A 15389-nucleotide genomic window follows, 5' to 3' on the forward strand; every position below is an offset into this window, starting at 1 on the left:
ATCGAACCTTCACCGGGTGATTCTTGGTGGAGGGTTACACGATTCGGCGGCTTCATGCCATTATGGCCCCATCATTGACCATCCCCCGCCCTGAGAGATCAGATGCCGAGTCAGGGAACCATCGGTGACCGCGTCCGCGGATTGCGGTTGAGCAGGCGCATGTCTCAGGCCCAGTTGGCCGGACCCGACCTGTCGGACAGTTACGTCTCCCTCATCGAGTCCGGAAAGCGGACGCCCACTCCAGTCGTTGCGCGCCTCCTTGCCGAGCGGCTCGGTTGCACCACTGAGTTCCTGCTTCACGGGATAGAGCCTCGCCAGCGCATCGACACCGAGCTCGGCCTCCGACACGCCGAGCTCGAGCTTTATCACGGCGACCCCGCCGCCGCCGCCGACCGATTCGGCGACATAGTGAAGGCGGCGGGCGAGGACAACGCCATGTTGGCCGCGCACGCGCGTGTCGGCGTGGCCCGCGCGCTGGAGGCTCAGGGGCGCACCGGACGGGCGGTTGAGGCCTACGAACGGCTCCGCCGGGAGGCGGCCGCGCACCCCGAGCGCCTCGCCGACCTTCCTCTGGTCGTCTCGCTGTGCCGGTGCTACCAGCGGGCCGGCGACCGGCTGCGAGCTCGGGATCTCGGTGCCCACGCCCTCGCTCAGGCCGACCGGCTCGGCATCGCCGAGGGCGAGCTGGCCATGGAGCTGGCACTCTCGCTCGTGGAGACCGAGAGCGGCCTGCCCTACGTCGAGCGCGTGCTCGCGGCGACACAGGTGACCAAGGCCGTCGACCAGACTTCCGAGGTGCTCGCCCTGTGGCAGGCCAGCGTGGCCGCCGCCGAGGGAGAGGACTCCGCGCTGGCCGTCCGCCTCGCGGAGGACGCCCTGTCGGCGGGCAGGAACGCTCGGATCGCGGTGCGCCGCGCACGGATCGCGATGCACTGGGCGCGGATCGCCGTCGACGCCGGGGACGCGGATTTGGACCGAGCCAACGAGCTCGCCGCCTCCGCGACAGGTGTCTTCTCCGCTTTTCCCGGCGAGAAGGCCGAGCATGCCCGCAGTCTCATCGTGCTGAGTCATGTGCGCTTTCGCGGTGGCGACACGGAATCCGCGGTGGATCTCGCCGAGCAGGCACTGGATCTGCTGGTCGCCATCCGCGGGACGACGGCCGCCACCGCGCATCTGGTACTCGCCGAAGTCGCATTGGCACGCTCCCGCGACGCGGCTCCGGCGCTGCGGCGTGCCCAGGACCTGCTCGGCAGCGACACGGCGCTTCCCGGCATGGAGACCGCCCGGGCCTGGCGCAGGCTCGGTGACCTGTGGGGACAGGCCGGTGACGTCGATCAGCAGGCCGGGGCATATCGTAGGGCCCTGGAAGCCGTGGGAATCCGCGTGCACATACCGGGCTCCACCTCTTCGGCCATGCTGATCCGATAAGCCTCCTGGGAGCCCCCGGCGTTGGTCTGGAGGCTCTGGAATAATTGGGGTTGACCGGTCATTCAATCATCGGATGACCGGCACCCGAAGGAGGCTGAGTGTGAGTCTGCGGACGGCGCAGCGGGCGTCTCTGGTGGACCAGGTGATCGACCAGCTCAAGGAGCAGATCACCTCTGGTTCCTGGCAGATGCATGCCAAGATTCCCACTGAGACGGTTCTCGCCGAGCAACTCGGAGTCGGTCGCAACACCGTGCGCGAGGCGGTGCGAGCGCTGACCCATGCGGGACTTTTGGAGTGCCGCCAGGGAGACGGAACCTATGTCCGGGCCACCAGCGAGCTGTCAGGCGCCATGGCCCGACGGCTGCGAGCGGCCGAGCAGTTGGAGATCCTGGAAGTTCGGCGCGCGCTCGAAGTCGAGGCGGCCCGCCTTGCGGCTACCCGGCGCACCGCCGAGGACGTGTCCGCCATCGAGGCGGCGCTGAGCGAGCGCGAAAAGGCATGGGCGAACGGCGACCCCGAGAAGTTCGTCGAGGCGGACCTGGCCTTCCACGTGACGGTCGTGGAGGCGACGCACAACAACGTGCTGATTGATCTCTACACCGACTTCTCGGCAGCGCTGCGAGCGAGCATCGCGGCGGCGGGCGGTTCCCTGGAGCAGAACTACATCCCCCACGACGCCATCGTGCGGGCCATCGTCGCAGGGGATGCCACGGCAGCGGAGCGGGCCGGCCACGCGTGCATGGAGCACATCCTGATCGCGCTGACCGACACGCAGAGCCTGACCGATTCGCAGAACGTGACCGCCTCGGCCTGAGCGACGCCGCGAGGCGCCATCTGGGCGACCGCAGCCCACGGAGTGTTCCGTAGATCTTCGCCGTAGCGAGGATCGGCCAGATGGATGCATCGCAAGGCGGAGGAGGAGGCCATAGCGGAGCTATGGACGACGACGACAACGCCGCGAGGCGCCATCTGGGCGACCGCAGCCTTTAGGCGAGGCGGAGGGACATGACCAGGTAGCGGAAGCCGGAGTCGTCCGCCTCGCTCGCGATCAGGGCGGGGCGGGTCGGCGAGTCCATGTGGAGGCGCACACGCTCGGTCTCGACTCCGTTCAGGCCATCGAGCAGGTAGTGCGGCTGGAAAGCGATCTGGATGTCATCCCCTGTCAGATCAGCCTCGATGATCTCGGTTCCCCGGCCGATCTCCCCACCGCCGGCCTGGATCTGCACCTGGCCCTGAGAGAAGGAGAGCCGAACGGCCGTGTTGCGCTCCGCGACCAGAGCCACCCGCTTGACGGCCTCGGCGAAGGGGGCGACGGCCAGGTCGGCGTGGATCGCCCATTGCTGGGAGAGCCGCGATCGGTAGTCGATGAACTGGTCGTCGAGCAGCCTCACCGTGGTGGTGCGGCCCTGGCTCGCGAAACCCGCGATGTTGTCGCTCAGCCCGATCGAGACCTCACCGCCGCGCAGTGCACGTGCCACCTCGACCAGGACTCGCGCGGGCACCACCACGCCGTGTCGTTCGTCCTGCCGCTCGGGGTGCCACAGGAAGTCCTCGGCCGCGATCCGATAGCGGTCGGTGGCGGCCATCGTGACCCGCACGCCGTCGATGTCCACCCGGATGCCGGTGAGCATCGGCAGCGTCTCGTCCCGGCTCGCGGCGGCGGCGACGTGGCCGACCGCGCTCGCGAAGGCGCCCCCGCCCACCGCACCGATCTCCCGCGGCATGGCGGGCGGCTTCGGGAAGTCCTCATCCGGCAGCGTGAGCAGACTGTATTCCAGGCTGCCGCAGCGCAGCACGGCCTCCGCGCCGCTCCTGGCGATCTCGACGGGGCGGTCCGGGAGGCTTCTGGTGATCTCGGCCAGGACCCGGCCCGGGATCAGGACCCGCCCCGGCTCGGCGACATCGGCCTCGATCCGCGCGCGGGCGGACACGTCATAGTCGAAGGCCGAGACGTACAGGTCCTCGCCCGCCTCGAGCAGCAGTCCCGACAGCACGGGGATGGCGGGCCTGCCCGGCAGCACGCGGGCGGTCCAGGTCACGGCCTCGGCGAGCACACTGCTGTTCACCTGGAATTTCACCTTGGCCTCCTGCTCTCCCGGTCCGCGTCTCGTTGCAAAGGTAGCCCGTGGGACCGACAGAAAAGACCGGGCTCGCAAGACCGGCCTGAGAGAACCGCGCCGCCCGGCCTGAGCACTACCGGCTGTTGAGGAACGCCAGCACGGCGAGGACGCGGCGGTTGTCGTCGTCCGAGGGGGCCAGGCCGAGCTTGGCGAAGATGCCGGCCGTGTGCTTGCCGACCGCGCTCTCGCTCAGGTACAGCCGCTGGCCGATGGCGGCGTTGGATCTCCCCTCGGCCATGAGCTCCAGCACTTCGCGCTCCCGCGGGGTGAGCTTGCTCAGCGGTTTGTTACGTGCGTTGCCGGCCAGCAGCTTGGCGATGACCTCCGGATCCATGGCCGTGCCCCCGGCGGCCACGCGGCGCACGGCGTCGACGAACTGTTCGCCGTTGAACACGCGGTCCTTGAGCAGGTAGCCGATCCCGCCCGAGCCGTCGGCCAGCAACTCCCTGGCGTAGAGCTGCTCGACATGCTGGGACAGCACGAGGACCGGCAACCCCGGGACCTGCTTTCTCGCCGCCAGCGCCGCCTGCAGGCCCTCGTCGGTGAAGGTCGGCGGAAGCCGTACGTCGACGACGGCCACATCGGGACGCTCCCGGATAAGGGCGGCGTGCAGTTCGGGACCGGACTCGACGGCCGCGACCACGTCGAAGCCGTACGCGCCGAGCAGATGGACCAGGCCCTCCCGCAGGAGATGGAGGTCTTCCGCTATGACTACCCGCACCCCTCGCCCTCCTCGGCCCGCTTCGCCTGTGCGGTGAGCAAAGCAGCTGCCGTGTACATGGCGCCGCCCAGGGCGATCATGCCGGCGATCACCGGCCACTGGAACGACTCGGGGAGATGAAGCGCGAGGAACCACGACTTTCCGGTTTCCCCGTTTCCGGTGAGCTTGATGACCATCGGGACGAACCCCTGTGGGAATGTGGGGACTGCGGCCAACGTCCAGCCTACGGCGATGGTCACGCTCTTCCATGCTGGGTGCGGCGCGCGCGCCGTACCCAGCGCGCGAGGCAGCTCCAGAACGGCCGTGGTCGGGCCGCCTGCCGGGCTGTTCAGCGCGAGCACGCCGTCGAAAGCCGCCATCCTGCGTTCGATGCCGTTCAGGCCGGTGCCGCGTGCCGGGTCGGCCCCGCCATGCCCGTTGTCGGTGACGCTGACCCGCAGGTTCCCCTCCCGGTGGCTGATGTCGATCCACGCCTCCGTCGCTTCGCCGTGCCGTACGGCGTTGGTTAGCAGCTCGCTGATCGCGAAGTAGGCGGCAGACTCGACGGGGGCCTGCGGGCGGGTGGGCAGATCCACCGTCACGTGCGTGCGCATCGGGCTGTCCAGGGCGAGCGCCCGTACGGCGTCACCGAGGCCGCGCTCGGCGAGGACCGGGGGATGGATGCCGCGCACCACCTGGCGGAGCTCGTGCAGCGCGGTCGCCGAAGCCTCCCTGGCCTTGGCGAGCAGCGCCTTCGCCGCGTTCGGGTCGGAGCCGACGAGTTGCTCGGCCGCGCCGATCGTCATGCCGATCGCGACCAGCCGCGCCTGTGCGCCGTCGTGCAGATCACGCTCGATCCGTCGTAGCTCCGCGGCCTGGGAGTCCACCACCTCGCCCCGTGTCCTGGCGAGCTGATCGACCCGCCGCGTCAGCCTCGCCTTCTCGGTCGGAGTCAGCAGGGCGTGCGCGAAGCGCCCGTGGATGCGCACGCCCCACGGGGCCACCCACGGTGCGGTGGCCAGGGCGAGCAGGGCGAGCACGGGCCAGAGCAGGCCGGTGCCCGTCGCGAACTGCACCACGCCCAACGCGACGATCAGCACGGGAGCCGCGGCGGCCATGGCGCCGGACCACGGGTCGGCGAGCAGGTAGGCGAAATCACGCCAGGTGGCCGGGTCCTTGAGCATCCAGTTGAAGCGGCGGTTGAACGCCGGAATCCTCGGTGTCTTGTAGAGGTTCCGCCCCTCGCGGTACCAACCGTCGGCATACGGCACCGGCGGGGGCGGGGCCGGCTGGTACGGAGCCTCGATCTCGACTCCCGACCACTCGCGGGCCAGCCGCCGGTTCAGCCCGGTCATCCCTCGCACGAGCCGTACCGCGGAAGGAAACAGGAAGACCATCCCCAAACCGAAGCTGAGCATGATGGCTGCCAGCATCACGATCGCCACAGCCTGCCCGAGCATGGCGACACCGAAGAGCACAGCCCCTTTGGCCAGTGCCGCGATCGTGGTGCCTGCAATCCGGTTGAGCGCCATTTGCCCACCTCTCCTTCTGCCGTCAGTTTCCTCCAGGGCGAGGTCGGCGCGCAGTGGCCTCAGGCGCCGGATGGGGGTGGGGACAAGTACACCCCTGTCGGGTTCCCAGCCGCATTCCCGCCGCGCCGCCCGGTTCCTAGCGTTGTCCACATGGCGATCATCACTGTGGACAACCTGCACAAGACGTACGGCACGCGGGTGGCGGTCGAAGACGTCTCGTTCTCCGTGGAGGAGGGCGAGATCTTCGGCGTCGTCGGCCGCAACGGAGCCGGCAAGACGACGACGGTCGAATGCGTGGCCGGCCTGCGCACCCCGACGTCGGGGACCATCCGGGTGGAGGCCGACCTGAAGCAGCAGGTCGGGGTGCAACTCCAGGACTGCTCACTGCCCGACAAGATCCGGGTCGGCGAGGCGCTGAGCCTGTACGCCTCGTTCTATTCGCGGCCGGCCGACTGGCGTGCGCTGCTCGAGGAGACCGGCCTCGATCCGCGTACGGCTTTCGCGAAGCTGTCCGGCGGGCAGCGTCAGCGGCTGTCGATCGCGCTCGCACTCGTCGGCAACCCGAAGATCGCGATCCTCGACGAGCTCACCACCGGTCTCGATCCACAGGCGCGGCGGGACACCTGGGAGCTTATCGAGCGCATCCGCGACCGCGGCGTGACCATGATCCTGGTCACGCACTTCATGGAGGAGGTCGAGCGGCTGTGCGACCGCGTCGCGGTCATCTCGGCCGGCCGGGTCCTCGCGGTGGACACCCCGGAGGGACTCATCGCCCGGGCGGGTGGCGAGCAGCGTCTCACGTTCCGTACCCGCGAGCCGGTCGACGGCCTGCGGGCGCTCCCGGATGTGTCGTCCGTCACGACGAGCACCGATGGCATCCCAGCACAACCGGGACGGAGGGGCCGGGCTGCGACAGCCGATGACGCCGTCGAGGTCGTGGTCATCGGCACCGGTGGCCTGCTCCCCGCCGTGATGTCCGTACTGCCGGCTTCCCTGATGTCCGACCTCCACGTCGAGCGGACCACGCTCGACGACGCGTTTCTCGCCCTCACGGGCGAACCCGCCGATCAGCCCGCCGCATAGGAGACCCAAGACATGGCGACCATCCCCCGCACGGCCCGGCTCGTAGCCGTGGAAACGAAGCTCTTCCTCCGCGAGCCCGCCGCGGTTTTCTTCACCATCATGCTTCCCGTGGGGCTGCTGCTGGCCCTGGGCCTCTCGATCCCCGACTTCCGCAAGCCGGACCCCCTGCTCGGCGGACAGCGACCCGTGGACGCGCAGTTCCCCGCCTTGATGGTCCTCCTGTCGGTCATGATGCTCGCGCTGAGCCTGCTGCCGACGACCCTGGTCACCTATCGGGAGCGGGGCATGCTCCGCCGGATGTCCACCACCCCCGTACGGCCGAGCTCGCTGCTGGCGGCCCAGCTCGTGATCCACGTTGGCGTGGCCGTCGCCGCTACGACGCTGACCCTCGGGCTGGGACACCTGGCCCTCGACATGCCGGCTCCGCCTGCGTTCTGGATGTTCGCCGGGGTCTTCGTGCTCGGCTCAACGACGCTGTTCGCCATCGGCCTGTGCCTCGCCGCTGTGACGCCGAACTCGCGGGTCGTCCAGGGCGCGGGCGCGGCCGTCCTGTTCCCGCTACTGTTCCTCGGCGGTATGTGGCTGCCGCGACAGGTGATGCCCGAGGTCCTGCGCCGGATCAGCGACTTCACCCCGTCTGGCGCCTTCGGTCAGGGTCTCACCGACGCGCTCGCCGGTCAGGCCCCGCAACCGCTGCATCTCGCCGTACTCGCCGGATGGGCGGTGGTGGCCGGTCTCATGGCGGCACGGCTGTTCCGCTGGCAGTGACCGGCACGGGCCCGGGCTCGCCGCCGGGTGGCGGAGATGTTTACCCGCGGGGTAATACGTCCCGCCCCGGTCCCCGGGCTTGCGTCGGAACCGTGGCAGCAGCCCAGATCTATCAGCGGCCGTTCGGCGAACTGCTCCGCCACTGGCGCGAGCACCGGAGACTCAGCCAGCTCGAGCTCTCGATCCAGGCCGAGATCTCCACCCGCCACCTCAGCTTCCTTGAAACCGGCCGGGCCCGGCCGAGCCGTGACATGGTGCTCCACATCACCGAGCATCTCGAGATCCCGCTGCGCGAGCGGAACCATCTGCTGCTGGCCGCCGGCTACGCCCCGGCCTACACGGAGTCCCCGCTCGACTCCCCGCAGATGGCGGCGGTCTGCGAGGCGATCCGGCGGCTGTTGTCCGCCCATGAGCCCTATCCCGCGGTGGTCGTGGACCGGGGCTGGAACCTCGTCGACGCCAACGCGGCCATCGGCCTGATCGCCGAGGGTGTCGACCCCGACCTGCTCACGAACGTGCTGCGGGCGAGCGGTTCACCCGGAGGGGCTCGCCCCCCGCATCGTCAACCTCGGCGAGTGGCGCGCTCACCTGCTCGGCCGGCGTCCGGTGACGCGTCGTCCCGAACCTCAGAACCGGACCGTGTCGCGGTCGGAGCCGGTCGTGCGAGACGTTGCCGGGCCGGGAGGCGCATACTCAGGTATCGACATCGCCGATCATGGAGGTGGGTAATGGTCGTGCTGGCCCAGGTCAGTGACATCCACATCGACGGAAGCGGACGGAACACCTCCCGGGCCGTACGGGCGCTCGACTACGCCCGGTCAATGCGTCCGGACGCGATCCTGCTCACGGGGGACATCGCCGACCACGGCGCGGTGGAGGAGTACGAGATCGTCCGCGACCTGATCTCCTTCGATGACGTGCCGCTGGTGCTCTGTCCGGGGAATCACGACGTTCGCGGAAATCTACGGAAGGTGCTGCTGGGGCGGGACGGCGATCAGCCCGTCAATCAGGCGCTAAATCTCGAGACCGTGACGATCGCGCTGTGCGACTCCAGCATCCCGGGACGAGATGACGGACACCTCGACGACGACACCCTTGCCTGGCTCGACTCGGTTCTCGCCGCCAGGCCCGGGGTGCGGGCCCTCGTCGGCATGCATCACCCGGCGGTCGAACTCGGCATCCCGTACGTCGACGCCATCCGGCTCAACCGGCCCGAGCAGCTGCGACAGGTGCTCGACCGGCACCCGCACGTGCTGGCCGTGCTGGCCGGACACGCGCACACGGCCGCGGCCACGACGTTCGCCGGACGGCCACTGCTGGTCGCACCCGGGGTCGTGAGCACGATACTGCTCCCGGCCGAGACCCCCGTCCAACCGCCGATCGACTTCACGCTGCCCCCGGCCATCGCCATCCATCTCCTCTATGAGGATCGGATCGCGACCCACTACCGGCCGATCCCCTGAGTAAACCGCTTGAACTCCTCCCCGGCCTGAAGTGAAGGCCGGAGCACTGGCCCGCATTCCGGTAGATCGCCATCCGGCTGATCCCACAGTTGATCTTCTCACAGGCGGGACGCCCTACCGGGACGTCTGCGCGGCTTCGGTCGTGTCCCGGGGGCCGTGGTCTGCCACCCCCGGGCGGGTCCGTCCCCCTGGTCCGGATTTGCGGATCAGTGTGAAGCCATGTCCACGAAGCGGCTGTAGTGTCCCTGGAAGGCGACCGTCACGGTAGCGGTGGGGCCGTTACGGTGCTTGGCCACGATCAGGTCGGCCTCACCCGCGCGGGGGGACTCGCGCTCGTACGCGTCCTCCCGGTGCAAAAGGATGACCATGTCCGCATCCTGCTCGATTGATCCACTTTCACGAAGATCTGATACTTGTGGGCGTTTGTCCGTACGTTGCTCGGGACCGCGGTTGAGCTGTGAGATCGCGATGACCGGGACCTCCAACTCCTTGGCCAGCAGCTTGAGCGCACGAGAGATCTCGGAGACCTCCTGCTGGCGGCTCTCGGTCTTCTTGGGCGAGCTCATCAGCTGGAGGTAGTCGACGATCACGAACCGGAGGTCGTTGCGCTGCTTGAGGCGGCGGCATTTCGCCCGGATCTCCATCATCGACATGTTCGGGGAGTCGTCGATGAACAGCGGCGCGTCCGCCACCTCACCCATCCGCCGGGCCAGCCGGGTCCAGTCGTCGTCATTCATCAGACCCGACCGCATGGTGTGCAACGCCACCCGCGCCTCGGCGGAGAGTAACCGCATAGTGATCTCGTTACGCGACATCTCCAGCGAGAAGATGACGGTCGCCAAACCATTCTTGATCGCCGCAGAACGCGCGAAATCGAGGCCGAGAGTCGAGTTATGTGTTGGGATGCATGACTTGCTCGCCAAGTACATGTGCTCCGCATTGTCCACCTCGATGCATCGAACGGGCACCGACGACACGTGCCGAACGTTCACGATGTACCGAACTCGAGTTGCCGGGTGTGCCTTCGTCACCTGCCTTTCGGCCTTCCGCGACAGACGGAACACCTTCTCCGCCGGGGTAAAGTTGATCATGTAGCAGGTGGACGATTTCGCGGTCCTGCCCTTGACGTCCTTCGTCTTCATCGTGGCCTTGTGACCAAGACTCAAGATGAGTTCGAGGGCATCTTCCGCCAGCCTCTTGTTCGTTACCGCGAACTGGACCTGGCCACCCCGGCTCACGTAGCCGTCGGTGTCCAGCAGCCCGGCCAACAGGGACCGTCGCTGGTCTGCCGATGCGCGCAAATACTGCCGGGGTATGTGCTTGTTTCCGAGGACCCCGAGGGCACGCAGGATGGCCTGGACGCTGCCGTGGTGGTCGCGGCAGGCCTGGCATTGCCTCCCGCCGGTCGAAGGACCTCCGCAGACGACGCAGGCGCGTTCCGGCAAGGGTGGTGACTCTGGAAGCTTCAGTGAGTAGCTAAGGCTCGATCCAACGTGAGCAACCCGCAGGCCCTCTGCTTCGACATATCCGATGATCTCGGGTTCGACCGTCGTGAACCTTGCGCTCTCACTATGACCGTCACCGAGCCATATGCCCAGAACGTACGGTGAGAGCGGAAGATCCTGTTTGGGCAGCTCGAACGGCTCGGCTATGCCGACCGCGTGGTTCGGCCGCTTGTCAGCCGAGGCGCATCGCAGCGTTGCCGCGATCTCCTCCGTGGTCACGATGTCCCCGTGGACGGCGGTCGTCGCGGAATTCTTGGGGCGGCTCACTCGCCCATCAAGAGCGTCGAAGAGCAGTCTGCGGGAGTAGACCGCCGGTGTGTTCCAGGTGTAATTCCGGACTGGGCCACTGACCGAGCGAGGGGCCTTCCCCGCCGCTCCGACTTCCTTCTGCACCGTGTGCAGCACATGACGGAACTCCGCCCCCACGATGGCGAGCGCTTCCTGATGCGTGATTAACTCATCAGGTCCCGTCTGCGAGGCGGCATAGGCCCCCTGCACCCGCTTCAGGGACGCAGGCGGCCAGTAGAAGGTTCGCTTCGTCTCTGATCGCTGCCGCCGGGAGGCGCGTGTGGTAGTTCGCCACTGATGCTGGGCGTCGGCCACGATGACGGTGCCGTCGCTGAACTCGACCTCGTAACAGGGCCTGCCGATCATCACATCGGTGGCCGCCACGACACGAGTGGGCGCCCCGTCAGCACCGAGAAGGTAATCGCCTACCTGGACCTCCCCCATGGTCGTCCAACCGGTCGGCGTTGGCAGCGGGGTGTCGAGAGCCAGCGCCTTACCGATTGCCGGTCTTGCGGCCACGACGATCATCTGGCCGGGGTGGAGGCCGTTGGTCAACGCGTCGAGGTCCTGGAAGCCGGTGGGGACGCCGACCATCTGGCCGCCGCGGCTGCCGATGGCCTCGATCTCGTCGAGGGCGCCCGGCATGATCTCCGAGAGCGGGAGGTAATCCTCCGACGTGCGCCGCTCGGTCACCTTGTAGATCTCGGCCTGGGCCCGGTCGACGAGGTCGTCGACCTCCTCACCCTGCCCGCCGTACCCGTAGGAGACGATCCGCGTGCCCGCCTCGATCAGCCGCCGCAGGATGGCCTGCTCTCGGACGATCTTCGCGTAGTAGCCGGCGTTGGCGGCCGTCGGCACGGTCGCGGTCAGTGTGTGGAGGTAGGCGCCGCCGCCCACCCGGGCGACCTCGCCACGCCGCTGCAACTCGTTGAAGACGGTGACCGCGTCGGCCGGCTCGCCGCGGCCGTAGAGGTCGATGACGGCATCGAAGATGATCTGATGCGCGGGGCGGTAGAAGTCGTCGGCGCGCAGCACCTCGATCACGTCGGCGATGGCGTCCTTGGACAGCAGCATGCCGCCGAGCACCGACTGCTCGGCCTCGATGTTGCTCGGTGGCGTGCGCTCGAACGTCGCGTCCGATTCCCCGGGTCCCCCCGGGAAGTCGATAACGCTCACCTCACACCCCCCTGTCGGCCCTCATGCCGTACCTCGCCCCGTCCACCGGCTCCGACCCGGTGCGACAGTCTCGCGGGCCGCGCCGCCCACGGCAACCTCGCCCGTGGACAACGCTGTGGAAAACATGTGCAGGTCTCGCCCCTCACCTGTGGGAACACTGGGGACAGCCCTGTGGACAATGCTGCCGTCCCTGCCGAAACCCGCGGCTGACCTGGCCATTCTCCGTCCACGCCCTGTGGAGGAAAGAAAGTCGCCAGACAGGTTGATACCGATCGAGCATGGCTCGGTAAGCCGCAAAATGAGTTCATGCCTCGTACCGATGAGCCGGCGGAGCCCGCGGTGGAAGCCGTAGAACAGGACCGGCGTCGCCGGTCGCACGACCGAGAGATCCTCCGGCTGGCCGTTCCGGCCTTCGGGGCACTCGTGGCGGAACCGCTGTTCCTGCTCACCGACTCCGTCATCGTCGGCCGCCTTCCCGATCCGGCGCTGGGCGCACTCGGCGTGGCCGGCGCGGCCCTGGCCGCCCTGGTGGGCCTGTGCGTGTTCCTCGCGTACGCCACCACAGCGTCAGTCGCCCGGCAGGTGGGGGCGGGGGACGTCCGGCAGGCGATGCGCCAGGGCATCGACGGTCTGTGGCTGGCGGCCGCGATCGGTCTGGTCGTCAGCGCGGCATGCTGGCCTCTTGCACCATTTATCGTACACCTGTTCGGTGCAACGGGGGAGCTCGCCGCACAGGCCGTCACCTACTTACGCGTAAGCCTCTTCGGCATCCCGGCGATGTTGCTGGTGCTCGCCGGGACCGGCGTACTGCGCGGCATGCAGGACACCCGGACACCGCTGGTCGTGTCCGTGGCCTCGTTCGCGCTGAACGGACTGCTCAGCCTCTGGTTCGTTCTCGGGCTCGGCTGGGGGATCGCGGGTTCCGCCTGGGGGACGGTGGCCGCCCAGGCGCTGTCTGCCGCGGTCTATCTCACGCTGGTGGTGCGGACCGCCCGTCGGCACGGCGCCCCGCTACGGCCCGACCTCGTCGGCCTCAGGGCCGCCGGCGCCGCCGGGTTCGCCCTGGTCATCCGCACGGCCTGCCTGCAGACCGTGCTGCTGGTGGCCACGTCGATCGCCACCAGGATGGGGGACGACCAGATCGGAGCGCACACCATCGCCGCCCGGATCTGGACATTCCTCGCGTTCGCCCTGGACGCGATCGCGATCGCGGGACAGGCGATCACAGGTCGGACGCTGGGCGCCGGGGACGCCGCCGCCACGCGGGACGCGACCGCCCGCATGGTCCGGTGGGGCATCGCCTGCGGCTTGGTGTTCTGCGCGGCCGTGCTGCTGACCCGGCCGCTCGTCCCTGGCGTGTTCGACGCCAACGCGGGGGTGACCGCGCACCTGCTGGCCGTACTGTGGCCGGTGGCGCTCTTCCAGCCGGTCGCCGGCGTCGTCTTCGTGCTCGACGGGGTGCTGATCGGTGCGGGCGATCAGCGCTATCTGGCGTGGGCCGGCCTGTGGGCCACCATCGCCTACCTGCCGTTCGCCGCGCTGGCCGGCGCGGCCGGCAGCATGGTCGCCCTCTGGCTGGCGCTCGGCGCGTGGATGGTCGCCCGGTTGATCACGCTGGGCATCCGGGCGTACGGCACGGCCTGGCTGGTCACCGGTGCGTGACCGGCGTGCGTGACCCGCGAGTGGCCAGGATTTGATGACCATGTGACATGCGGGGTCTTGTTCCCTTGATGCCCGTGGGGCACTGTTTCGTAACTGTCCGCCTATGCACGCCCCACAACCGACCCGCTCAGGATTGGCTTCCCGGTGTCCTCCCTGTCATCCACTCCGGACGCACGATCCACCTCGGTCCTGCGCCGTATGCCGTCGGACGAGGTCCTCGGGCTGGGCTCACGGGCCAAGCAGGGGCTCTCCCAGATCTACGGACGCGGCGACCTGATCGTCTTCGGCCTCGGCGTGATGATCGGAGCGGGGATCTTCAACATCGCCGGTCGGCAGGCGGCCACGATCGCCGGGCCGGGCGTGATCCTCTCCTTCATGATCGCCGGAATCGCCAGCCTCCTCGTGGCCCTGTGCTACGCGGAGCTCGCGTCCGCGATGCCGGTCTCGGGCAGCGCCTACACGTTCACCTACGTCGTCTTCGGCGAGATGTGGGCCTGGATCGTCGGCTGTGCGCTCATCGTGGAGTTGGAGCTCGCCGCCGCGTCCGTGGCCAGGGCCTGGTCGCTGTACGCGGCGCAGACGCTGGCCGACCTCGGTGTGCAGGTGCCCGCACTGGGCGGCAAGGCCGTCGGCCCCGACCTGTTCACGCTGGCCATCCTGACCGTGCTGACCTTTGTCGTGGCGTTCAACGCCCGGGTCGGCCTGCGCGTGCTGTGGGTCATGGTCGGGGCGAAGCTGGCGGCCATCGCCGCCGTCATCGTCGTCGGCGCACGGCATGTCGACGCCGCGAACCTCGCGAGCATTCCGGCCGATCCCCTGCCGCTGGCCCGGGACGCCGACGTGCTGCACAGCACGCTTTTCGGCCTGACCTTCGGCCAGGCGCACGCCTTCGGCTGGCTGGGCATCCTGGCCGCCGCCCCCGCCATCGTCTTCGCGTACGTCGGGTTCGACCTGGTGGCCACCACCGCCGAGGAGACCAGGGACGCCCCGCGCGTGGTGCCCCAGGGCATGATCCGGAGCCTGGCGATCACCACGGTCATCTACATCGCGGTCGCGGCCGTGATGGTGGGCATGGTGCGCTACACGAAGATCTCGTTGGAGACCCCGCTCGGCAACGCCTTCCGGGCCGTCGGCGAGCACTTCATGGTCCACGTCATCAACATCGGCGCCGTGCTGGGACTCACCACCGTCATCCTCGTGCTGCTGGTCAGCCAGACCCGCGTGGTGTTCGCGATGGCCCGCGACGGGCTGCTGCCCCGAAGCCTCGGACGGCTCACCGGACGGCACCAGACTCCCGCCACGGCGTCCCTGATCAGCGGTGCCGCCGCCATCCTGCTCGCCGAGCTCGCTCCGGTGCTCACGATGGAGCAACTCGTCGTGATGGGCACTCTGTTCGCGTTCCTGTTCGTGGCCGCAGGGGTCATCGCGCTGCGCCGGAGGATGCCCGAGCTGCCCGCGAGCTTCCGTACCCCGCTCTTCCCCCTTGTGCCGGTGCTCGCCATCCTGGCCACGCTCTGGCTGATGGTCAACCTCCAGGTCATCACCTGGATCTACTTCGCCGTGTGCATGGCCGGCGCGGTGCTGCTCTACCTGCTGTACGGCAGACGCGCGAGCCTGCTGGCCCCGCCCCCGCCGGGCCGGGGCCGCCACCGCCGCTGAACCCG

At 68.8% G+C, this 15389-nt stretch carries 11 protein-coding genes; 7 read left to right on the forward strand and 4 right to left on the reverse strand.

The window, feature by feature from the left end; translation table 11 throughout:
• The first annotated feature begins 102 nt into the window (after window positions 1-102).
• Window positions 103-1428, forward strand: coding sequence for a helix-turn-helix domain-containing protein (locus Mth01_RS17220; protein WP_204016888.1), 1326 nt, complete (start codon window positions 103-105; stop codon window positions 1426-1428).
• A 100-nt stretch (window positions 1429-1528) separates the two neighbouring features.
• Window positions 1529-2242 carry a FadR/GntR family transcriptional regulator gene (locus Mth01_RS17225; protein ID WP_204016889.1) on the forward strand — a complete coding sequence of 238 codons (714 nt, stop codon included), beginning with the start codon at window positions 1529-1531 and terminating at the stop codon, window positions 2240-2242.
• 172 nt (window positions 2243-2414) lie between these two features.
• Here Mth01_RS17225 and dnaN read toward each other — a convergent pair whose 3' ends face one another.
• The 3 genes from dnaN to Mth01_RS17240 form a co-directional block, all read right to left on the reverse strand.
• A complete protein-coding gene (gene dnaN / locus Mth01_RS17230) occupies window positions 2415-3506 on the reverse strand; it encodes a DNA polymerase III subunit beta (RefSeq protein ID WP_204016890.1) in 1092 nt (363 codons plus the stop codon).
• A gap of 115 nt (window positions 3507-3621) precedes the next feature.
• Window positions 3622-4269 (reverse strand): response regulator, encoded by a 648-nt coding sequence (locus Mth01_RS17235; RefSeq protein WP_204016891.1) that lies wholly within the window; start codon window positions 4267-4269, stop codon window positions 3622-3624.
• Window positions 4260-5780 carry a sensor histidine kinase gene (locus tag Mth01_RS17240; protein ID WP_204016892.1) on the reverse strand — a complete coding sequence of 507 codons (1521 nt, stop codon included), beginning with the start codon at window positions 5778-5780 and terminating at the stop codon, window positions 4260-4262. The genes Mth01_RS17235 and Mth01_RS17240 overlap by 10 nt, the downstream gene beginning before the upstream one ends.
• Before the next feature lie 150 nt (window positions 5781-5930).
• Here Mth01_RS17240 and Mth01_RS17245 point away from each other — a divergent pair, with 150 nt between their 5' ends.
• The 3 genes from Mth01_RS17245 to Mth01_RS29790 all read left to right on the forward strand — a co-directional run bounded on the left by Mth01_RS17245 (window position 5931) and on the right by Mth01_RS29790 (window position 9094).
• Window positions 5931-6863 (forward strand): ABC transporter ATP-binding protein, encoded by a 933-nt coding sequence (locus tag Mth01_RS17245; protein WP_204016893.1) that lies wholly within the window; start codon window positions 5931-5933, stop codon window positions 6861-6863.
• Window positions 6864-6875: 12 nt separating this feature from the next.
• A complete protein-coding gene (locus Mth01_RS17250; protein WP_204016894.1) occupies window positions 6876-7631 on the forward strand; it encodes an ABC transporter permease in 756 nt (251 codons plus the stop codon).
• 92 nt (window positions 7632-7723) lie between these two features.
• A complete protein-coding gene (locus tag Mth01_RS29790; protein WP_239089752.1) occupies window positions 7724-9094 on the forward strand; it encodes a metallophosphoesterase in 1371 nt (456 codons plus the stop codon).
• Between the two features lie 206 nt (window positions 9095-9300).
• On the opposite strand, the gene dnaB is transcribed toward Mth01_RS29790, so the two are convergent.
• Window positions 9301-11961 carry a replicative DNA helicase gene (gene dnaB, locus Mth01_RS17265; protein WP_204016937.1) on the reverse strand — a complete coding sequence of 887 codons (2661 nt, stop codon included), beginning with the start codon at window positions 11959-11961 and terminating at the stop codon, window positions 9301-9303.
• Window positions 11962-12369: 408 nt separating this feature from the next.
• Between dnaB and Mth01_RS17270 the strand changes: the two genes are divergently transcribed.
• Both Mth01_RS17270 and Mth01_RS17275 read left to right on the forward strand, forming a co-directional pair.
• Window positions 12370-13725 carry an MATE family efflux transporter gene (locus Mth01_RS17270; RefSeq protein ID WP_204016896.1) on the forward strand — a complete coding sequence of 452 codons (1356 nt, stop codon included), beginning with the start codon at window positions 12370-12372 and terminating at the stop codon, window positions 13723-13725.
• Window positions 13726-13869: 144 nt separating this feature from the next.
• Window positions 13870-15384, forward strand: coding sequence for an amino acid permease (locus Mth01_RS17275; RefSeq protein ID WP_239089753.1), 1515 nt, complete (start codon window positions 13870-13872; stop codon window positions 15382-15384).
• Window positions 15385-15389: the final 5 nt, after the last annotated feature.

This window comes from Sphaerimonospora thailandensis (assembly GCF_016863115.1).
GTDB lineage: Bacteria > Actinomycetota > Actinomycetes > Streptosporangiales > Streptosporangiaceae > Sphaerimonospora > Sphaerimonospora cavernae.